Source organism: Acidobacteriota bacterium (genome assembly GCA_016703965.1).
GTDB lineage: Bacteria > Acidobacteriota > Blastocatellia > Pyrinomonadales > Pyrinomonadaceae > OLB17.
In genome coordinates this window covers 1,992,383-2,014,708 of record JADJBB010000021.1, presented here as the reverse complement: position 1 = coordinate 2,014,708, position 22,326 = coordinate 1,992,383, and the positions used below count along the sequence as shown (strand labels likewise).

Below are 22,326 nucleotides of genomic sequence, written 5' to 3'. Positions count from 1 at the left end.
GTCCTGGCCCGGACTTATTCCTTAACATGGTACTTACACCTCCTGAGAGCAAACGCCAGGACGGCAATGAAACTCTAAGTCCCTAACCGCTCTCTGGCAGACATCTTTGTGGCGCGTTCAGCACATTTTCAAACCTTCCAAAACGATTGGATCTGTGAAGCAATACTGAACCCCAACGCACGAACTGTACCGAGAGGTTATTGGCGGCAAAAGCTCTCCACTAGCCCTCCGCATATGCTCTGGCCGTACCTCAAAATGGCTGATCGCCAATCATTTGATAACTGAATCCTGCCTTCCAATGAATGTCCCAAGGATCCGATCATCCGTGAGATTGTTCGCGCGCTCCGAGCATAAGCGTGAGTTTATACGCACCCGAAGGGCTTGAAGCCATCTATTAAATTCCAGACATATACAAATCGCTTAAATAACGTTCTGGAACGCTACTTGCCAAATATGACCTTAGGCTGCTCTCAGAATCACGAAAAGTAGGGATCGACTCAGATCACAGGGCGTTGCAGAACGCTTATTGTTCTTTTCAGAGAGGCAATATACGAAGAGTACCCAAAGATTGACATAGGATCTATTAACTAGCAGCTCGGCAATCTGGATAATCTCCGCAAGAAGCCTCTCCTCAAAGGGAGGTCTTATGGACAAAAATGTTCCCTCGGTCTGGCGTGCCATGAAAGCGAAGGGGTACAGCCGTCGAGAATTCATGTATTTCTGCGGGGTGGCTGTAGCGAGTGCAGGAATAAACGCTTCAGCCTTTGGCCAGGTCGTTGATGCATTCGAAAAGAAGGCACGTCCGCCGGTTGTCTGGCTGCACTTTCAGGAGTGCACCTGCTGCAGTGAGTCATTTATCCGCTCGTCTCACCCGATCGTTGCCGATGTCATTTTCGACACACTCTCGCTCGACTACACAGAAACTCTAATGGCTGCGTCCGGCTTTCAGGCTGAAAAGGCCCGCGATGACACCATGAAAAACAATAAAGGCAAATATATTTTGCTCGTCGAAGGTTCGGTTCCGATGGGCGCTGATGGTGCGTACTGCACGATCGGCGGTCGATCAGCCCTCGACATTCTTAAAGAAGCAGCGGAAGGGGCCGCAGCCGTCATAGCATGGGGAAGCTGTGCTTCTCACGGCTGCATTCAGGCGGCGAAACCCAACCCGACCACTGCTACACCGATCCACAAATTGATCAATAAACCAGTCATCAACGTCCCGGGCTGCCCGCCGATCGCCGAAGTAATGACGGGTGTAGTTACTCATGTGCTGCTGTTTGGAAAGATTCCGGAGCTAGATTCGCAGGGCCGACCGAAGGAGTTTTACTCACGACGTGTTCACGATACGTGTTATCGCCGGCCGCATTACGACGCCGGATTATTCGTCGAATCATGGGATGACGACGCCGCGCGCAAAGGATATTGCCTTTACAAAATGGGCTGCCGCGGACCCGTTACATACAACGCATGTTCGGTAACCAAATGGAATGGCAATCTCAGCTATCCAATACAGTCAGGCCACGGATGCATCGGATGCAGCGAAAAGGATTTCTGGGATAACGGACCATTCTACCAACATCTGAGCAAATTCCCCGGCTTTGGGATCGAATCTACGGCCGACACGATCGGTGCCACGGCAGCGGTTGCTGCTGTAGGAGCTGTCGCCCTGCACGGCATCACATCATCGATCCGAAAACGAAAGGTTCGTCAGGAGAACATGGAGGAATCGGTTAGTCCGAACAAGCCCGATGCCCCGGCAGCAACCCAAGAGCCGAAAAATGGAGGTGACGCATCATGACGAGAATAGTTGTAGATCCGGTCACGCGAATCGAAGGACATCTCAGGATCGAGGCCATTGTCGAGGGCGGCAAGGTTACCGACGCCTGGAGTGCCGGAACGATGGTCCGTGGAATTGAAAAAATACTCAAGGGTCGCGACCCGCGCGATGCATGGGCTATGGTCGAGCGTGTTTGCGGCGTTTGTACGACTGTTCACGCACTCGCGAGCGTGCGTGCGGTCGAGGACGCGATAGAGATAAGCGTTCCCAAAAATGCGGAGTTGGTGCGAAACATCATGTTCTGCACGCAGTTCATTCAGGACCACGTTGTCCATTTCTACCATCTCCATGCTTTGGATTGGGTAGATGTGGTCAGTGCATTGTCAGCAGACCCGGAGGAAACATCGAAGATCGCTCGTTCGCTGTCGAATTGGCCAAAGACTTCGCCGGGATATTTTTCAGACCTGCAAAAGAGGCTCAAGAGCTTTGTGGACAGCGGCCAGTTGGGGATATTTGCTAACGGTTACTGGGGACATCCAGCTTACAAACTACCTAAAGAAGTGAACCTTATCGGCGTCGCCCATTACCTCGAAGCTCTTGAATGGCAGAAGGAGATCGTCAAGATCCACGCGATCTTTGGCGGCAAGAACCCGCACCCAAATTACCTTGTCGGCGGCGTTCCTTGCTCGTTCAACCTGAACGAGGTTAACGCGATCAACACCGAAAAGCTGAACATGGTCGCCCGGATCATCAAAGAAGCGGTCGAATTTGTCGAAAAAGTGTACATTCCCGACCTTATGGCGATCGCGAGTTTCTATAAAGACTGGGGAGCCGTCGGCGGCGGCCTGCCAAACTATCTGGCTTACGGCGACCTGCCGACGAAAGGTTACGCCTATCCCGATCTGTTCAAATTCCAACGTGGCGCCATCCTTAACCGGGACCTGACAAAGGTCTATGAAGTCAACGGAAAAGATGAGAACGAGATCAAGGAATATATCTCGCATTCGTGGTACAAGTACGAAGCCGGCGACGGCGTTGGCCTGCATCCCTGGAAGGGCGAAACGGAATTCAATTTCACCGGCCCGCAGCCGCCATACGAGAACCTCAACGTCGAGGGCAAATACTCGTGGCTTAAGACACCGAGATGGCGTGAGAACCCGATGGAAGTCGGCCCGCTCGCACGTCTTCTGGTTGGCTATGCTCGCGGGAATGCCGAGATCAAAGAGGTCGTTGACGAAGCTCTCAAGAAGCTGGAAGTGCCAGTCGCGGCTTTATTCTCGACCCTCGGCCGAACTGCGGCTCGGGGATTGGAAACACGGCTGGTGGCTCGCTGGATACAGGAGTTCTACAACGAACTGATCGGCAATCTCAAATCGGGCGAGATGAATACGCATAACGGCGATAAATGGGATCCCTCGTCGTGGAAAGCCGAATGCGAAGGCGTCGGCCTGACGGAAGCTCCACGCGGCGCTTTGGCTCATTGGATCAAGATCAAGGACAAGAAGATCGAGAATTATCAGCTCGTCGTCCCAAGCACCTGGAATGCCTCGCCGCGTGACACGAACGGCAAGCGCTCGGCCTATGAGGAAGCACTGATCGGAACGCCGGTCGCAAAAGAGGGTGAGCCTCTCGAGATAATCCGCACGATCCATTCGTTCGACCCTTGCCTCGCGTGTGCGGTGCATCTATATGACCCTGATGGCAAACATATCCATCAGGTAACGGTGAATTAGGAGGTGAACCATGGCAACAGCTCAACCAATGTCCTATCGCCGGGTTTATGTCTGGGAATTGCCCGTACGCATCTTTCACTGGATCAACGCGATCGCGATCCTCGTTCTGATGGTTACCGGTTTTCTCATCGGTAACCCACAGGTCTTGATGCGATCAAACGAAGCATATATGCAGTACTGGTTCGGTTGGACCCGCTTTTTGCATTTTGCGGCCGGCTATATCGTGTTTTTCAATTTCTTTTTTCGATTCTACTGGGGCTTTGTTGGGAACCAGTTCGCCCGTTGGTCGAGCTTTTTTCCGGTAAATAAAGAGCAGTTCCGCGATATGTGGGAAACGGTCAGGATCGATATCCTGCAGCTCAAGCTCAAAGGGAAGATCTCGATCGGCCACAACTATCTTGCAAGCCTGACCTACGTTGGCCTATTTCTAGTATTTCTCTTCCAGGTTATTTCAGGGTTCGGACTTTATGCGAGCATGAGCGATTCGTTAATTCCCAAGCTTTTTGTATGGATAATTCCGTTAATGGGGGGCGACGCTAACGTGAGAGTGTGGCACCACATGGTCATGTGGGCGTTCGCGGTCTTTTCGATTATTCATGTATACCTGGTCTTTTACCACGACTACGTCGAAGGCCGGGGCGACATGTCGTCGATGCTCGGCGGATGGAAATTTGAAAAAGATGATGAACTCAACCGTTAATCGACCCAAGACCCTGATCCTCGGGATCGGGAATATTCTGATGGGCGACGAGGGTATTGGCGTCCACGTTATTAATAGCCTGGAGAAATCTGCCTTGCCGGCGGACACTGAATTATTGGACGGCGGCGTAGGCAGCTTTCTCCTCTTAGAACCAATGCAGGATGCAAAACGCGTCATCCTGATCGACGCGACAATTGACGGCCAGAAAGCTGGGAGCGTGCGGAGGCTGAGGCCGAAATTCTCGACCGATTATCCAAATACGCTAACCGCTCATGACATCGGGCTCAAAGACCTGCTCGACGCATTTTATTTAATGGGCAAAGTGCCTGACGTTACGCTCTTTGCAGTGTCTATCTCTGACCTACAGGACATGGAAATGGGACTTTCACCCGAACTCGAGGCCGCTGTGCCGCAAGTCGCTCGAATGGTTTTGGACGAAGCTTTCCTGGCTCACTGAATATGCACGAAATGGCGATTGCACAGAGTGTATTCGATATTGCATTTGGCGAGGCGAGCAAGCACGGGGCTGCAAAGATACGAAAGATCAAGCTTTCGATCGGCGAATTCAGCGGTGCGGTCAAAGACTCGCTTGATTTTGCGTTCGAAGTGTTGAAAAAAGATACGCCTGCTTCAAATGCCGAGATCGAGATCGAGGTCATAAAGCTCAAAGCTGTTTGCGGCGAGTGCGGAGAAGTGGAATGCAGACTAGGCGACCTCAAACTTTCCTGCCAAATATGTGGCTGCGAACTCAATATAATTGCGGGCCGCGATATGACGGTCGATTACATCGATCTCGACGAGGGAGAATGATATGCACAAAATACCGATAGGCGAAGACATCATGGGAGGGAACGAAGAGACCGCGGCGGAAAACCGTGCGTTTTTCGATACCCACGGACTATACGTAATAAATCTGATGTCCGCTCCCGGCGCGGGCAAGACTTCCCTGCTTGAGGCCACAATTCGTCAGCTTAAGGACGACTATCGTATCGGCGTGATCGAGGGCGATCTGGTTACGACGCTGGATGCGGACAGAATTGCCGCTTTGGGCGTACCGGCATATCAGATAACCACGGGCTCGGTATGTCACCTGGATGCTCAGATGGTTCACAACTCACTCCACGGTTTTGATGTGACGAAATTCAATCTGCTGATCATCGAAAACGTCGGCAACCTCGTCTGCCCCGCCGAATTCAACCTCGGCGAGGATCTTAAAGTGATGGTTTTTAGCACGGTCGAGGGAGCTGAAAAGCCAAAGAAATATCCGCTGATGTTCCATGAGGCCGACGCTGTCGTGCTAAACAAGATGGACCTGCTGCCATACAGTGGCGTTTCGATCGAGGAACTCGTGCAGAATGTCGAGGACGTAAATCCGACCGCTCCGATCTTTCCGGTCTCGTGCCGCACCAGCGAAGGCGTTGATACCTGGGTCAGATGGCTCAGAGAAAAGATCGAACCGCTATCACTTACGGCCGCTGCCGGTGTTGACTAGCCGATTAATATGTCGTCAAAACCACCAATGATAAAGCACCAGGACGTATCTCAGCGACTTCGCGTCAATGTACGCGGAGCTGTGCAGGGCGTCGGGTTTCGCCCATTTATTTTTCGGTTGGCTACAGGGTTGGACCTGACCGGCTGGGTTAACAACTCCGCGCAGGGCGTAAACATCGAGGTTGAAGGTTCGCCAACCCTTTTACATTCATTCTTATCTCGGATCGAAAGCGATCGGCCACCCGTGTCTTTCATTCATAGCCTCGAAAGTTCGTTCCTGGATCCGATCGGTTTCTTGAAATTTGAGATCCGCGAAAGCGAGTCTAATGGTTCGAAAACGGCAGTCGTGATGCCCGACATCGGGACGTGCCGCGACTGCCTGCGAGAGATATTCGACCCGTTGGATCGACGTTATTTATATCCATTCACAAACTGCACAAACTGCGGACCGCGCTATTCGATCATCACCTCGCTTCCCTACGATCGTCCGAATACGACGATGCGACAATTTACCATGTGTCCGGATTGTCAGGCTGAATATAGTGATCCGCTTGATCGACGCTTTCATGCTCAGCCGAACGCATGTCCGGCTTGCGGGCCAAAGTTAAAGCTTTGGGACGATCACGGCAAATCTGTCGCGGTAAGCCACGATGCTTTACTTGCAGCGGCGAAAGCTATTCGAGACGGCAGAATCGTCGCGGTCAAGGGCATCGGCGGATTCCACCTGATGGTTGACGCCGCAAATTCCGATGCGATCAAGCTACTTCGAAAACGCAAACATCGTGAAGAAAAACCACTGGCGCTTATGATGCCTTCAACTGCCTCAGTTGAAACCGTGTGCGAAGTCTCTGATCTCGAACGGCGAGCTCTCGAATCACCAGAAAGACCGATCGTCATCCTAAAACGAAAAGGCCTTCACAAAGAGATCTCGAATCTTGTGGCCCCTTGTAATCCTTATCTCGGCTGTATGCTGCCCTATACGCCGATGCATCATTTACTGATGCGTGAGCTCGGTTTCCCTGTCGTCGCCACAAGCGGCAATCTATCCGACGAACCGATCTGTATCGATGAAAACGAAGCGGTAAAACGTCTCCATGGCATCGCTGATCTATTCCTCGTCCACGACCGCCCGATCGTTCGCCATGTGGACGATTCAATTGTTCGAATCATGGCCGGACGTCAATCAATCGTCCGGCGGTCACGCGGATTCGCTCCGCTTCCGATCACAGTAAACGAGCGATCCGCTCCAACGCTCGCCGTCGGGGCCCATTTAAAGAACACTGTAGCCGCCTCATCGGGCTATCAGATTTTTCTCAGCCAGCATATTGGCGATCTCGAAACGCCGCAGGCGATGGACGCCTTCAGGAATGACATCGACAGCATCGAAGATCTTTACGACATTTCGCCCGAGTTGATCGCTTGTGATGAGCATCCTGATTATCTTTCGACCCGCTATGCCCGCAGCCAAATGGTACCAAGGATCGCCGTGCAGCATCATTACGCGCACATCCTATCGTGCATGGCAGAAAATGATCTCGAAGGCTCGGTTTTAGGAATCGCCTGGGACGGTACCGGTTATGGTGGCGATGGAACTATATGGGGCGGAGAATTTCTCCGCGTCGATGCCGATGGATTCACTCGAGCGGCCCATTTCAGGACATTTCCACTACCTGGCGGCGACAAAGCGGTTCGCGAACCAAGACGCGTAGCACTCGGCATATTGTTCGAAGAGTTGGGCGATCACGTCTTTTCGATGGACGACCTGCACCCGGTTAAGTCGTTTGACACCTCAGAACTTGCACTGATAAAGAGCATGCTTGTAAAACACATCAATTCACCTATGACGTCGAGTGTCGGACGCCTGTTTGACGCTGTTTCGTCAATAATTGGTCTTCGGCAAACGGTTCGTTTCGAAGGCCAGGCGGCGATGGAGCTTGAATTTGCTATCTCTGCACTGCATCCGGACGAACGCTACGACTGCAGTCTCACCACCGGCGAAGACGGCTGTCTCGTCGTCGATTGGGGCAGAGCGATCTCCGATATTATAGCTGACACACAATCCGGCGTCTGCCGGGCACTGATCTCAGCACGGTTTCATAATATGCTGGTCGAGACGATCATTAGCGTCGCGAAACGTGTTGGAGAAAATGCCGTTGCCCTCTCGGGTGGGTGTTTTCAAAATAAATATCTGCTCGAGCGTGCTGTGGATCGTCTGCGGGAAGAGGGTTTCCGGCCGTACTGGCATCAGCGAGTGCCGACAAACGACGGCGGTATAGCACTCGGACAGACCATTGCTGCCGCTCGATATGTGCGGCAGGTTGAAAAAACGAGAGCAAGCAACGATAGGAGGACAGCACTATGTGCCTAGCCGTACCGGGAAAATTGGTAAGCATCGACGGGTTTGATCCGACATTTCGTACCGGCAGGGTCAATTTCGGCGGCATCGTCAAAGAAGTTAACCTCGCCTATGTTCCCGAGGCGAAAGTCGGCAATTACGTTCTCGTTCATGTTGGTTTTGCCCTGACCATAGTCGATGAAGAAGAAGCAACAAAGGTATTTACATACCTTAGAGATATGGATGAACTCGGTGAACTGACGGAGGGCTTCGCATGAAATATGTTGATGAATATCGCGGAGCAGAGGAAGCGGCACGGTTTTGCAGAGCGATAGAACGTATCACGACCCGCGACTGGACACTTATGGAAGTGTGCGGCGGGCAAACGCATTCGATCGTCAAATTCGGCATTGACGAACTCCTTCCCGATAAGATCACGCTCGTTCACGGCCCCGGCTGTCCGGTATGCGTCACGCCGCTGGAATTGATCGACAAAGCGATAATGATCGCCTCCGGACCAAAGGCCATATTTTGTTCGTTCGGCGATATGCTTCGGGTTCCGGGATCGGAACAGGATCTGTTGATGGTCAAGGCGAACGGCGGCGATGTGAGAATCGTATATTCCCCGCTCGACGCGCTAAAGATCGCACTCGATAATCCACGAAAAGAGGTCGTATTCTTCGCCATCGGATTTGAAACAACGGCGCCGGCTAATGCCATGGCGGTCTATCAGGCAAAAAAGCTCGGTGTTAGGAATTTTTCGCTACTCGTCTCACACGTTCTCGTCCCGCCAGCGATCGAAGCGGTGCTTTCATCACCTCAAAATCGCGTTCAGGCGTTCCTAGCAGCGGGTCACGTTTGCACCGTAATGGGTTACACCGAATACGAACCTATCGCGAAGAAATACCACGTCCCGATCGTCGTCACGGGCTTTGAGCCGGTTGATATTCTTCAGGGTATATATATGGCAATAAAGCAGCTCGAAGAAGGCCGCTGCGAGGTGGAGAATCAATATGCTCGTTACGTACAGCGTGAGGGTAACCTGCCTGCCAAGGATCTGATCGAAAAGGTATTCCGTGTAGTACTCAGAAAGTGGCGCGGTGTGGGCGAAATTCCTGAAAGCGGCCTCGGCCTAACTGATGAATATGCTGAATTCGACGCCGAGAAGCGATTTGCTCTCGCGTCATACACAGCAGAAGAACCCGCAGAATGCATTAGCGGGCTCGTGCTTCAGGGGATCAAGAAACCGCACGATTGCCCGGCTTTTGGTACTCGCTGTACGCCGGAACATCCGTTCGGCGCGACCATGGTTTCGAACGAGGGAGCCTGCGCCGCCTATTACCGCTATCGCCGGCATGCAGCTCGGCAGCAGGCCGCGTGAGAGGTGAAACATGAATCAAAAAGCAGCATTTGCCCCCGTTTGCCCCTTGCCAATATCGAACTATCCGCGAGTAATGATGGCCCATGGCGGCGGCGGAATATTGATGCACGAGCTCATCGAAAAGGTTTTCGTGCCCGCATTTCGTAATCCAATGATGGATGTTCGGCACGACGGTGCCGTTTTCGGCGTGGGTGATGCACGGCTCGCTTTCACGACGGATTCTTACGTCGTAAAACCTCTCTTTTTCCCAGGCGGTGACATCGGTTCCCTTTCAGTCACCGGCACCGTCAACGATCTTGCGATGTGCGGCGCACGGCCTCTGTACCTGAGCGCGGGGTTTATCCTCGAAGAAGGGATGGAAACAGAAAAACTATGGCGGATCGTTCAGTCGATGAAGGCCGCGGCGGATGCCGCCGGCGTTGACCTCGTAACGGGCGACACGAAGGTGGTTGACCGTGGAAAAGGCGACGAGATATTCATAAATACCGCCGGTGTAGGCATTATAGAACATGGCCTTTCTATTTCGCCGAACAGCGTCCGTCCCGGTGACGCAATAATCCTCAGCGGCGACCTTGGCCGTCACGGGATCGCTATTATGGCAGCCCGTGAAGGACTCGAGTTTGAAACAGTGATCGAAAGCGACTGTGCACCTCTGGCGTTGACGGTCGGGGATCTCTTTGCTCACGGTATTGAAGTTCATTGCCTCCGGGATCTAACACGCGGCGGACTGGCCAGCGCTCTTGTCGAGATCGCCGAGGCCTCCGGATTTGACATCAATATCATCGAAGAAAGGATCGATGTTCGCGAGGATGTAAAGGGAGCTTGTGAGATACTTGGATTTGATCCGATGTACCTCGCCAACGAAGGCCGTTTTATCGCGTTTGTACCGGCCGGCGAGGCCGACCTGGCAATCGCGGTGATAAACGCACATTCTGTCGATACCAGCGCTGCGCAGATCGGTTCGGTCTCGGCTAATAAGAGCGGCGGGGTTACTGTCAAGAGCTTGATCGGCGCAACGAGGATCGTCGACATGTTCTCCGGCGAGCAGCTTCCGCGAATTTGTTAAATCGCAAAAAAATGGCCATTCTCTCAGTCGCATCGCTCCTACTCTTCAGCTTTCTTCTTGGTCTTAAGCACGCGACAGAGCCCGATCATCTGGCAGCGGTCTCGACGATCGTTAGCGAACGCAAGAGCATTTGGAGCGCTTTCTTGGTCGGCGGACTTTGGGGCGTAGGCCATACCATTTCTTTGTTGATCGCGGGAATCTTGGTGATCGTGCTTCATTTCGAGATCGGGCCACGAATGGCTCTTGCCCTCGAATTCGGGGTTGGCCTAATGTTGATTGCCCTTGGATCGGACGCATTAATAAAAGCAGTCCGCGGCGGCCAGATCCACTGGCACGTCCACCGCCACGGCGGGATCGTTCATGTCCATCCCCACACTCATGACGCGGCAAACGTCCATTCGAGCTCTCAACCTCTTGAAACACAAAGCCATCACGGGCTAAAACTCAGTCCTCGTCCGCTCATCGTAGGGATGATCCATGGACTCGCTGGAAGCGGGGCGTTGATGCTTTTGATCCTTTCGACCATCACTTCCCCGGTGGTTGGGGCCATCTATATTCTTGTTTTCGGAATTGGTTCGATCGGCGGGATGATGCTTATGAGTGCTCTGATCGGATTGCCGTTCCATTTCACGGCGAAACGCCTTGGCCTGGCAGAATGGCTCTTACGAGGCGGTGCGGGGCTTTTTAGCCTCGGATTCGGTATCTTCATGGTCTTCGACATTGGCTTTACCCAGGAACTTTTCATGTCCCGCTAGGCTCCGAAGATCGAACTCTGGTAATCAGTTTGTGTGTTTGTGGAAGTTCTTAGCGATTGCTGATTTGTTGGAGACAATCAACAAGCACGCTCCGGGCTTTACTGGTAAGAGAGTTCACTCGGCAGCCCTTGTTGATAATAGGCGGTGTCCGGGCTATGGCCTGGCCCGCCTATTTTAATTCCATTTCGAGCGCGAAGTTTTCCGCGATACTTCATAAAAACTCCCGCATTCCTCAGTCCTCAGTCGTTGGTGTCGCTCCGATTTTCACTGCATTTTCCTGATCCTCCCGTGCTGGTCAAACAGGAACGCCAATTGCCTATCGCTTGAGTGATGAATACCCTTCATATAAGCGAAAGCACAAAGGCTCCTGACATCTGCCAGCCCGTAAACAGCGCTCACTCGATCATGAACATATCGGCAGGCGAGCATCTGATCGGGGCTTTTATCGGCAGAGGGAGCGGTCCGACCCTAGTTGTCGTCGGAGGACTTCATGGAAATGAATATGCAGGAGCAGCTGCACTATTGGAACTGGTTGACGAGCTTTCTGACCTGCGGGATTCCTTAGATGGCCGAGTGTATTTTATGGCTGGGAATACGCGAGCGATCTCAAAGAAAGTTAGGTTTATTGACAGCGATCTGAACCGGCACTGGACGCCGCACAATATGTCGATCGTCGGGTCGGCCGAGCTCCAAAAAACCTCGGAAGGTATCGAACTCACGGAGCTCGATCAAGAACTTGACGGGATCCTGATCACCGCGATGGACGAAGTCTTTGTTCTTGACCTGCATTCGACATCTGCGGACGGAATGCCGTTTGCGACCGTTGGTGATACACTCCGAAACCGCGAGTTCGCTCAGAAGTTCCCCGTAACCATCCTGCTCGGTATTGAGGAACAACTCGACGGCACAATGCTTGAGTATCTCAACAACGCCGGAGCCGTCACTCTCGGATTTGAAGGCGGACAGCACGATTCAACCAAGACTATAGAAACCCATAAAGCGATGGTCCGTCTCGCGCTGGTCAATTCCGGGATCCTGAAGGCGGAAAAGCTTCCGAGCCTGAATGTCGATCGCGATCTGCTTTCCACCGGAAAATATGATTCGCGGATCTTTGAGGTTCGCCACCGGCACGCGATCGTGCCCGAGAATACATTTCAAATGAAGCCCGGCTTTAATAATTTCGACCCGATAAGGAAAGGCGACGTCCTCGGGAATGATAGTTCGGGTCCGGTTACGGCTCTTGAAACAGGGCTTCTACTAATGCCCTTATACCAGAAACTTGGCGAGGACGGCTTTTTTATTGGGCGTCAGATCTCGCCCTTCTGGCTCTGGCTTTCAGGTGTTGTTCGCCGGATAGGAATACAGCGGATCATCCATATTCTTCCCGGCGTGAGCCGAATGCCCGGCGACCCGTCGACCTTGCTGGTCGACACAGGCGTTGCCCGCCTGTTCCCACTGCAAATATTTCACCTTCTGGGATTTCGCCGCCGGCGTTGGGAAGGAAACAAGTTGGTAGTGAGCCGCCGAAAACACGATACGAGCGGCCCGTTCAAATGGAAGGGCGAAACAAATGGGAGATAAAAAAGTAACGAGCGAATACGACGATACGCAAATGCGCGCGTTTACACTCGGGGTGTTAAATGACCTACAAGCCATTGAGCTCATGCTCGATGGCGGGATGTTTGAGGAAGACGTTCGCCGCATCGGCGCCGAACAGGAGATGTTTCTTGTTGATTCTTCAATGCACCCCGCACCACTCGCGATGAAGATCATCGACGATGCTAAGGATGGTCGGCTTACAACGGAGATCGGCCTATTTAACCTCGAAGCTAATCTCACCCCACGCGAGTTTGGCGGCAATTGCCTCCGGCTCATGGAGGACGAACTAAACGAAACCCTTGATATAGTCAGGCGATCAGCCGCGAAGTTCGGTGGAGGCGTCGTCCTTGCTGGTATCCTGCCGACAATACAGCAATCCGATCTGACGATCGAAAACCTCACCCCCAACCCGCGGTATCACGAGATCAACCGGATCGTTACTCAACTCCATGGTGATAATCGCGTGATCCATATCAAGGGCCTCGACGAGCTGCAGTTGACACTTCAGAACACCTATATTGAGTTCTGTAACACAAGTTTTCAGGTTCATTTGCAGGTCGGTATAAGTGAATTCGTTCGCTATTATAATTGGGCACAGGCGATATCAGGCCCGGTGCTTGCATCTGCGGTAAACTCACCATTCCTTCTAAATCATCGGCTTTGGCATGAAACACGGCTTGCGGTGTTTAGACAGTCGACCGACACGCGCTCGCTTACCCATAAACAGCGAAACCAGAAGCCGCGGGTCAATTTTGGCGACCGGTGGGTCGAGAATTCGATCCTCGAAGTGCTTCGCGAGGATGCGATCCGATTCCGCATTTTGCTGACGCAGGCGGTTGAAGAAAATTCATTAAAGGTTCTGGCCGACGGAGGTATTCCCAGCCTGTCGGCCTGGCGGCTCCACAACGGGACGATCTGGCGTTGGAACCGTCCGTGCTACGGCGTTGTCAACGGCAAACCAGGCTTGAGGATCGAAGCAAGGTTTCTACCAGCCGGCCCTACCGTCGCGGATGAGATGGCTAATTCTGCTTTTTTCTTAGGCCTGATGACCGAGCTGCCCGAGGAGTTCGGCGACATCAGTAAGCTTATGACGTTCGACGACGCGAGAAACAATTTCTACAATGCCGCGCGTTATGGGCTAAATGGGCAAATAAAAGGGCTCGATGGCCAGAGTAGGCGTGTCGGGCGGATAATCCTGGAAGAATTATTGCCGCGAGCAAGAAGAGGCCTGATCCGTGCCGGCGTTGATGATGTTGATAGTCAGCGATTGCTCGACATTATCGAAACGCGGGTTACGCAGGAAAAATCGGGTGCCAAATGGATGCTCGATTCTTACGAAGCGATGGATAAACGAGCAAAACCAAACGTCCGGCTGCGGACGCTGACAGCTGCGATGAAAGCACATCAGGAACAAAGCAGCGAAGCCATGCATACATGGAAGTTGGCGGATATCCCGTCCGATTCAGAGTGGATAGACAATTATAAGACCGTAGAGCAGTTTATGGCGGTTGACCTCTACACCGTCCGGCCAGACGACATAATCGACCTAGCGGCCAGTTTGATGCACTGGAAACACGTGCGGCACGTTCCCGTCGAGGATGACGCCGGCCGACTGATCGGTATCGTTTCGCATCGGGACCTGATCGAGTTGATGGCGAACGGGAAATGTCTGGCCACCGGGCCGATCATTATCCGCGACGTAATGAAGACCAACCTGATCACGGTCACTCCTGAAACGCACACGCTCGACGCACTCGAACTTATGCGCGAAAACAACATAGGTTGCCTGCCCGTTCTTAGGGATGACCGATTGGTCGGTCTCGTCACGGCCTACGATTTTCTGACCGTGTCAGCAAAACTTTTTGAAGAAAAATTATCGGCCGTAATTTCGACGGACGAAAGAGGTGCTCAAGATGAAAAACCCTAAAAGGATCAATGAGTGGACAAAATTTCTGCAGTTCTTTTCTGAACAAAATGCCGGACGGCCGACCCGACTTGCAGTTTTCGAGCGCCACGGTGAAAACGTAATGGATTACTGGCTAGAGAGCGGTTTGCCGTTAGGCGGGGTCGACATTGACACGCATCAAGATCGTGCTACGATACAGATCTCACTGGGTGAATTTAACCATACGATCAGCGACGCGACCGGGCTGAAGTTTGTTTTCAGCCGAGCCGGCGACGAAGACGGCCTCGACGTTACTGACGCTGAAGGACGAACGGCGGTTCTTCGTTTTCAAGTGGGCGGCGCGGTCGGATAAGTAGTGTCCGTGAAATTCTTCGCGGCGCGGATCAAAAAGTCGCGATGTTTGCATAATATGTTCTTCGCTATCAGGCATAAGTCTACTGTTTGCAGCATTTTTAAGGTGCTGGTGTAAGGAATATGAATTGCTATATTACTGGCGGAAGCTGCTTGCAATAGACTCAGCAGCATGACTTAGGAATATGAAAACCACAAACGATTTACGTATCCAACACAAGTGCGAGAATTGCCAGTTGCAGCAAGAAATGTCCTTCTGCCGTCTCCCCGCCCCAGAGCTTGAAAATTTTGAATCGATCAAAGTAACAAAGGCCTATCCGAAGGGTGCAAATCTATTTATTGAAGGCCAGCCAACGCACGGCGTGTACATACTTTGCCAGGGCAGAGTAAAGCTCTCAACCTGTTCGCGAGGCGGAAAGATAATGATCCTCGGGATCGCGGAACCGGGAGACGTTCTCGGACTTAGTGCAGCTCTTAACGGCCTTGAGCATGAGACTACAGCTGAAGTCCTTGAGCTTTGCCAGGTGAATTTTGTTTCGACGCCCGATCTTCTCCGATTTCTTAAGGCCAATCCTCAAGCCTGCCTGAATGCTGCTAAGCAACTGGGCCGCAACTACCTCACGGCTTATCAGCAAATTTGCTCGCTCGGCCTGTCTGATTCGGCTGCGGATAAGCTTGCGAAACTCTTTCTCGGCTGGACCGGTAACGGAACGGGCGGCGACGGCAAAGTAAAGATCAAGAACTACTTCACACACGAAGAGATAGCCGAAATGATCGGTGCGTCGCGGGAAACTGTGACCCGGGCCCTGAAACATTTTCGCGAATGCGATCTGGTGACCCTCAAGGGTTCAGAGCTTATTATTCACGACCGCCGCCGGCTGCGGGCAGCGATCGGAAATTCCTGAGGCGAAACCCCTCAGATGTGATATCCGTCACCCATGCGTGTGATAGACGCCCTTTCGATGAACGTCCCCTTCATAAAGACTATTCACTCATCCGGAGGAATGTTGATGCAGCTCCAGGACGAAGGAATACTCATTTCGATCGACGGCCTGCTGACAGCGGAACAGTTGTTAAGCGGAGCATCTCTCGAAACACAAGCAGCCTTTAAGCAAATACAGAAAGAAGAGGATCTGGGAGCGAATACCCTTGTCTATGCGTTCGGAGACAAGGTAGACAAAATATATCTGCATCTTACGGGCCATCTGGTTCAAATATCAGACCTCTCAGAGTATCTCGCGATCGACACGGCCAATGCCGGCAAAACCCGCATCTATGGCCTGATCGAGGCATTATCTGACAAGCCCCACAAGACGGGCATGAAAACTGTTACAAAGTGTACATTTTGCGTTGTACGGCGGTCTGATTTTTTTAAATTTCTCCGCGAAAACCCTAGCGTTTCCTATCGGCTAGCCGAGAAGCTTGGCCGTTCGTACCGTCAGGCAATCGAGAAATTACGATCGCATTGACTGAGCAATATTTTTGGTTCTTTTTTACGTTTATTTTCAAATTGTGACATCGCGCACATAAGGAGCGTGCGATGTTCGATAACCTGATGGCGCGAATAGTAAGTTATTCGAACTAATACGGAGGCAAGATCATGGCTTCAACTAAAATTGTTAAGGTGGCGATGCTCACGGCATTCAGCATACTCGTGTTTGCGTGGGTAATTTCGTCAACATTTTCAACGGCTCTCGGAGTAGCGGCAGAGGACGAACCGGCACCGGTACCCGAACTCATCGCGAACGCGAGTCCAGATGACTACCTAGGCAGTGAGACCTGTGCTACCTGCCACGAGGATCAATTCAAAAAATTCAAAAGCACTAAACATGCAAAACTAAAAGACGTAGCCAGCTGGAAAGACAAAGCCCAGGGCTGCGAATCGTGTCACGGGCCCGGCAAGGCTCACGTCGAAGGCGGCGGCGATAAGACAAAGATCATTTCATTTGCGGGAAAGAATTCTAAGCAGACATCGGAAACGTGCCTCGCCTGCCATTCCGGCAAAGAGAGCCATAATAATTTCCGTCGCGGCGAGCACTGGCGTAACGATGTAGGTTGCACTGATTGTCACAGTTCGCACGGTACGGAGTTGCCGAATGCGGGTCCAGACTCGACCGTTTATGTTGCCGGAACTAGCAACCAGAACCCCGGCATTGCTCATAAAGCAATGCTAAAACAGAGCGAGCCGCAACTTTGTATGAGTTGCCACACGGAAACCAAAGCACAGTTCACGAAGCCGTTCCATCACAAAGTCCTTGAGGGAGTGATGAAGTGCAGCGACTGCCACAATGCACACGGTGGATTTGAATCGAAACAGACCAAACTCGCACTCGGCGGCGATGCTTCCTGTATCAAGTGCCATGGCGATAAACAGGGCCCGTTCGCATTCGAACACGCTCCACTCAAGACCGAAGGATGCGCAGCTTGCCATGCCCCGCACGGATCGAGCAATCCAAAGATGTTGAACCGAAGTTCGGTGAGGCAGCTCTGCATGGAGTGTCATAGCTCCATCACAAGCGCGGACCCAGGAGCACCGCAGGCACCGCATAATCAAACGACGACGCGGTACATGAACTGCACCATCTGCCACGCGCGGATCCACGGTTCAAATGCAAGCAAATATTACTTCAAGTAATGATGGACAGGAGGAAACATGTTTAATTACAAAGTTAATAGCGAACGAGCCATAATCGCACGCCTCTCGTTCATCGCGGCGGCTGTCGTCCTGGTATTTGCCGGCGCAGCATATTCCCAAACGGCCCCAAGTTCGACACCAGAACAGACATACGGCGGCTACCGCGTAGCTGCGACGACCGAGTTCGGATGGCGCTGGCGATCGCTCGATGGTAACGAGAACAAGTACCGAAGCGACTTGAATTACAAACAGGGATTCCGGTTCTTCGATTCAAATATTTTTCTTGAGAAAGAAAACGGACGTTGGTTCGATTCCCTTCTCATTATGAACTCAGGCTGGGGAGCTGATCCAAACGGTTACTTCCGCCTGAATATGGAAAAGGTCGGGTTCTTCAAGGCTAATCTCAGCACCCGACGGATCAACTACTTTAATAATCTGTCGAACTACGTATCCGTCAACGGAGCAAGCCAGCATACCCAGAACTGGAAGCATGATCTGACGGACATGGACTTCACGCTTTTCCCGCAGAGCGAGAAGCTAAGATTGACTTTTGGCGGTTCGTTCGGTGAAACGACCGGAGACGGATTGTGGACGTCCCGCGGATATCGTGACGATTTCCCAGTTCCAAACAACACCAAGTTTACTGCGAAAGATTTCCGTATCGGAGCGGAAGGCAAACTTTGGGGTTTCAACTGGGGCCTGAATCATGGCTTCCGCGTATTTAATGACGGGTCGAACTATCTTCTTGCCGGCCCTAACCCCGGTAACAACACCACTGATACTACCGTTTACAATGCGTACAGCAAGTACTATCCGGTTGTTGGCAATGGCAGCTTTTCACAGTTCAATGTGAATCGTACATTTGCCGATAAATTTGACGTCACGGGACGTATCATGTATTCGACTACCAAGTCCAGATCAAATATTGTTGAGACATTCACTGGAGGACGGGACAACCAAAATAACTTCATTGATCTCGATCAATTCACGATCAACGGTAAGTCGAAGCGTCCTCAGATGCGGGCTGATCTCGGATTCACATTCCGTGCTACGGATGATTTCCGGATTTCGAACACCATATCGTACGACCGGTTCACGGTGAATGGCGGTGAAAATCTGCAGGAATATTTCAATTTCCGTAACGCAGCTAATACCATTACTACTTATCGAAGCATCGCATCGTACGCATATCGCGTGAACGATTTTAATCGTCTTTCGAATTTGCTTGAAGCCGACTATCAATTCAGCAACAAGTTCTCGATCCACGCAGGATGGCGTCACACGAGGCGTGAGATCACGTGTTTGGATTAGAGGGATCAACGACTACCAATACGATCCTCCCAACTCCGAGTCCGCAGCCGACTCCTTCGGTAAGTTCGCTGACCATAGATTAGACTGAAGAAAACAGCACGAATACATTCATCGCCGGAACAAAGATCAAGCCAACCAAGGGCTGGGTTATTTTTGCGGATGTAGAGCATGGAACTTCTGACAACGTTTTCACTCGACTCGAAAACTATGATTTCACGAATTTTAGAGTCAGGAGCCGTTGGTCATACAAAACGTTTACAGTAAATGTGTCGGGAATCACAAAGAACAATACCAATCCATCACAAACTGTAGATAATCCGGGACTTCCATTTGGTACAGATGTTAAAAGTCGAACTTTCAGTGGCGACGTCGAGTGGAATCCGAACGACAAGCTCCGGCTTTCGGGCGGCTACACTCATCGGAACCAGGAAGCAAAAACACCGATATATATGTGGATTGGTTTGGTTCCTTCATCAGGAATTAGGACGCTCGGCCTGAGTGAATTCTATGTTAAAGATCGGTATGTCTATGTAGAAATGGCTGCCAAGCCGCACCGCAGGGTTTCTTTATATGCAACCTACCGGATCAATAAAGACGATGGGCAAGGCGATCGAGTTACCCCTCCATCTGGCTCCCCGAACATAGTTGGGTCGTATCCAATGCGTTTCAACACCCCGGAGGTCCGGGCGGCCATCCGGCTAAGTCGAAATGTGGATTGGAACGTAGGCTATCAGTACTACAAGTACGATGATATCCAAACGTCTACCCAAAACTACAAGTCTCATTTGCCTTACACCTCACTGAGGCTCTACTTCGGAGGAAGGGCGGGAGACCGTTAAGGGGTTCTAACCCTTTCTAATTTGACGCCGGCGAGATCATCGAATTTCGCCGGCGTTTTTTATGAATATCGCAGATCAGTATCTTGGTTAATAGCCGACTTCGATGTAATATGAAGCACCGATTCTAATAGTGACCATTATCACAGTTTATTGCCGCCAAAAGAGTTATAAGTAAGTTGAAATACCGGGTTAAGCGGGGATTGCGATGAGACCTAACATTAAGACTTCAATATTGGTTCTTTTTTTACTCGTTTGGGTAGGTTTTTCTTTTTACCGTTCGTTCGAAACACAGGCCCAGAACGTACCCAAAGAGCCCTACCTAACAGCTAATCAGCAAGCGGGTCAATTTCCGACGAACGTAAATCTGGATTGTGCCGGCTGTCACGGTGCGGGTAAGACTCTGCCATACATAGCTGGTGTGCAGTTCCATAAAGATTCGCACGGTGCCATCGAGAACAGCATTCACGCAAAGGCCGGAGCAAACGGGAAGCCAGCTCCGAGCTGTGTAAATTGTCATGCTGTCAACGGCGACATGACGACAGTCCTGCCGGCTGAAGATCCAAGATCGACGGTAAACCGTGCCAATATGGCAAAGACCTGCGGCGGCTGCCACGAGGACGCGGCAAAGTCGTTTCACCTGAGCATTCACGGCGGTCGTCGCGACAGCGGCGATAGCAGGCCTGCTTCATGTGCCGATTGTCACGGATCGCACAGTATTTTGCCGGTAAAGGAATCAGCGTCGACGATGAATCGGGCCAATGCTGAATTAATGTGCGCGAAATGTCACAGCCAAAACGTGGCAGACTATGACCTCAGCAGTCATGGAAAGGCATTCAAGGAAGGAAACCCAAAAGCCCCGACCTGCACATCGTGCCACACCGCCGTCTCGCACCTGCAAGCCCCGTTGAGCCTTCGTGATTTCAACATGCAGATGGTCAACAACTGCAGCAATTGTCACACTAAGCAGGCTCCAAGTTACCGCGACACATTCCACGGCCAGGCGACGGCCCTCGATTTCAAGCTCGCCGCGACGTGCGCCGATTGTCATACGCCGCATAAGAACCTTCCGGCGAGCAATCCACTTTCATCGGTTCATACGAGCAACTTAGTTCAGACCTGCTCTCAGTGCCATACGAACGTAAATGCAAATTTTGCAATGTATAGCCCGCATCCGGAGCCCAATGATCCGGAAAAATCGGCGCTTGTTTATTACGTCAGCCATTTTATGGAATGGCTGCTGATCGGCGTTTTCAGCTTCTTCGGTATTCATACGATCCTCTGGATCCAGAGGTCGATCGTCGCCTATGTTAGTGAGAAGCACGAGAAATCGCCGGATGACGACGTCTATGTGGTTCGTTTTGCAAAGGTCCATCGATTAACGCATATTCTGATCGTTATCAGTTTTATCCTTTTAGCGGCGACCGGGCTGCCGTTGATGTACTACTACACCAGTTGGGGACGTGCGCTTGAAGAAATGGGCGGCGGACTCGGAGTCACGCGGGTCATACACCGCATTTGTGCGGTTATTACACTGATCTATGCCCTTATCCACATCATTTACGTGTTCCGCAAGGCGGTGCTGGAGCGAAAATATTCGATCCTGTACGGGCCTGATTCGATGGTTCCGCGTGTGCAGGATATTTGGGACGTACTCAATATGTTTCGCTGGTTCTTCTACCTCGGGCCTCGACCGAAGCTCGATCGGTGGACCTATTGGGAGAAATTTGATTATTTTGCCGTATTCTGGGGCGTTCCTGTCATCGGGCTTTCGGGATTGATGCTGTGGTTCCCGACTTTGGTCACTGAATTCCTTCCCGGCGTGGTGCTAAATCTGGCTATGATCATTCATGGCGAGGAAGCTCTGCTCGCGACGGCGTTCATTTTCGCTTTTCACTTCTTCCATAATCATTTGCGGCCGGAGAACTTCCCTATGGACACAGTGATCTTTACCGGCAAGATGACCTTATCGCGATTCAAGGAAGAACGCTCGGTAGAGTACGATCGCCTTGTAGCCGAAGGCAAACTGGATACCGTATTGACCGATCCACCATCCCGATTCGCGAGGATCGCCTCAAAGACTTTTGGCTTCGTGGCTTACATATCCGGTTTGATCATGGTGATCGCGATCTTCTGGACGCTGCTGTCGCGGCACTAAGTTTCCAAAAGCGATCGAAAGATAGGCTGCCTGAAAAGGCAGCCTTTTTTCAATTTCCGGGCGAAAATGCGTTTTCAATTCGCGATCCAGTTTGCCCCTTCAAAAGTGTGAATCGATTCACACTTTAAGCAAAATGCCCTGTTTACGGCTTTATCAAACGCAAATAGGGCGGTCTGGTCAAACGTGCAACATGGTTTGTCGGCTATATAAGCCTCGATTGGTAGAGTTATTTCACGGATAGGTCAAACGTTTTTACTCAAAAAGTACTTTACCAATTGCTCGACACAAGATC

The 22,326-nt window shown here is 51.7% G+C and carries 20 protein-coding genes; all 20 read left to right on the top strand.

Annotated elements, in window-relative coordinates:
* Positions 1-646: 646 nt before the first annotated feature.
* Entirely contained in the window at positions 647-1,798 is a 1,152-nt protein-coding gene (locus IPG22_15995) for a hydrogenase small subunit (protein MBK6589792.1), read from the top strand.
* On the top strand, positions 1,792-3,510 hold the full coding sequence (locus tag IPG22_15990) for a nickel-dependent hydrogenase large subunit (GenBank protein ID MBK6589791.1): 1,719 nt from the start codon (positions 1,792-1,794) through the stop codon (positions 3,508-3,510). The genes IPG22_15995 and IPG22_15990 overlap by 7 nt, the downstream gene beginning before the upstream one ends.
* Positions 3,511-3,520: 10 nt before the next feature.
* On the top strand, positions 3,521-4,210 hold the full coding sequence (gene cybH, locus IPG22_15985; protein ID MBK6589790.1) for a Ni/Fe-hydrogenase, b-type cytochrome subunit: 690 nt from the start codon (positions 3,521-3,523) through the stop codon (positions 4,208-4,210).
* On the top strand, positions 4,194-4,667 hold the full coding sequence (locus tag IPG22_15980) for a hydrogenase maturation protease (protein ID MBK6589789.1): 474 nt from the start codon (positions 4,194-4,196) through the stop codon (positions 4,665-4,667). Before cybH ends, IPG22_15980 begins: the two co-directional genes overlap by 17 nt.
* An 11-nt stretch (positions 4,668-4,678) precedes the next feature.
* Positions 4,679-5,020 (top strand): hydrogenase maturation nickel metallochaperone HypA, encoded by a 342-nt coding sequence (locus IPG22_15975; GenBank protein MBK6589788.1) that lies wholly within the window; start codon positions 4,679-4,681, stop codon positions 5,018-5,020.
* A 1-nt stretch (position 5,021) separates the two neighbouring features.
* Positions 5,022-5,702, top strand: a complete 681-nt coding sequence (gene hypB, locus IPG22_15970) for a hydrogenase nickel incorporation protein HypB (GenBank protein MBK6589787.1) — start codon at positions 5,022-5,024, stop codon at positions 5,700-5,702.
* A 27-nt stretch (positions 5,703-5,729) separates the two neighbouring features.
* Entirely contained in the window at positions 5,730-8,069 is a 2,340-nt protein-coding gene (hypF, locus tag IPG22_15965) for a carbamoyltransferase HypF (protein MBK6589786.1), read from the top strand.
* Positions 8,060-8,314: a HypC/HybG/HupF family hydrogenase formation chaperone gene (locus tag IPG22_15960; protein ID MBK6589785.1), complete on the top strand. Its 255-nt coding sequence runs from the start codon at positions 8,060-8,062 to the stop codon at positions 8,312-8,314. The genes hypF and IPG22_15960 overlap by 10 nt, the downstream gene beginning before the upstream one ends.
* Positions 8,311-9,417 carry a hydrogenase formation protein HypD gene (gene hypD / locus IPG22_15955; protein MBK6589784.1) on the top strand — a complete coding sequence of 369 codons (1,107 nt, stop codon included), beginning with the start codon at positions 8,311-8,313 and terminating at the stop codon, positions 9,415-9,417. Before IPG22_15960 ends, hypD begins: the two co-directional genes overlap by 4 nt.
* 10 nt (positions 9,418-9,427) lie before the next feature.
* Positions 9,428-10,483 (top strand): hydrogenase expression/formation protein HypE, encoded by a 1,056-nt coding sequence (hypE, locus tag IPG22_15950; GenBank protein MBK6589783.1) that lies wholly within the window; start codon positions 9,428-9,430, stop codon positions 10,481-10,483.
* 11 nt (positions 10,484-10,494) lie between these two features.
* Positions 10,495-11,238, top strand: coding sequence for an urease accessory protein UreH (locus IPG22_15945; GenBank protein ID MBK6589782.1), 744 nt, complete (start codon positions 10,495-10,497; stop codon positions 11,236-11,238).
* Between the two features lie 330 nt (positions 11,239-11,568).
* Entirely contained in the window at positions 11,569-12,819 is a 1,251-nt protein-coding gene (locus IPG22_15940) for a succinylglutamate desuccinylase/aspartoacylase family protein (GenBank protein ID MBK6589781.1), read from the top strand.
* On the top strand, positions 12,809-14,764 hold the full coding sequence (locus IPG22_15935; protein MBK6589780.1) for a CBS domain-containing protein: 1,956 nt from the start codon (positions 12,809-12,811) through the stop codon (positions 14,762-14,764). The genes IPG22_15940 and IPG22_15935 overlap by 11 nt, the downstream gene beginning before the upstream one ends.
* Positions 14,751-15,095 (top strand): DUF5335 family protein, encoded by a 345-nt coding sequence (locus IPG22_15930; protein ID MBK6589779.1) that lies wholly within the window; start codon positions 14,751-14,753, stop codon positions 15,093-15,095. Before IPG22_15935 ends, IPG22_15930 begins: the two co-directional genes overlap by 14 nt.
* Positions 15,096-15,279: 184 nt before the next feature.
* On the top strand, positions 15,280-15,999 hold the full coding sequence (locus IPG22_15925) for a Crp/Fnr family transcriptional regulator (GenBank protein ID MBK6589778.1): 720 nt from the start codon (positions 15,280-15,282) through the stop codon (positions 15,997-15,999).
* A 99-nt stretch (positions 16,000-16,098) separates the two neighbouring features.
* Positions 16,099-16,563, top strand: coding sequence for a cyclic nucleotide-binding domain-containing protein (locus IPG22_15920; GenBank protein MBK6589777.1), 465 nt, complete (start codon positions 16,099-16,101; stop codon positions 16,561-16,563).
* 131 nt (positions 16,564-16,694) lie between these two features.
* A complete protein-coding gene (locus IPG22_15915; GenBank protein ID MBK6589776.1) occupies positions 16,695-17,729 on the top strand; it encodes a cytochrome C in 1,035 nt (344 codons plus the stop codon).
* A gap of 18 nt (positions 17,730-17,747) precedes the next feature.
* Positions 17,748-19,040: a hypothetical protein gene (locus IPG22_15910; GenBank protein ID MBK6589775.1), complete on the top strand. Its 1,293-nt coding sequence runs from the start codon at positions 17,748-17,750 to the stop codon at positions 19,038-19,040.
* A gap of 266 nt (positions 19,041-19,306) precedes the next feature.
* Positions 19,307-19,879, top strand: coding sequence for a hypothetical protein (locus IPG22_15905; protein MBK6589774.1), 573 nt, complete (start codon positions 19,307-19,309; stop codon positions 19,877-19,879).
* Between the two features lie 205 nt (positions 19,880-20,084).
* Positions 20,085-22,034 carry a hypothetical protein gene (locus IPG22_15900; protein MBK6589773.1) on the top strand — a complete coding sequence of 650 codons (1,950 nt, stop codon included), beginning with the start codon at positions 20,085-20,087 and terminating at the stop codon, positions 22,032-22,034.
* Positions 22,035-22,326 lie beyond the last annotated feature (292 nt).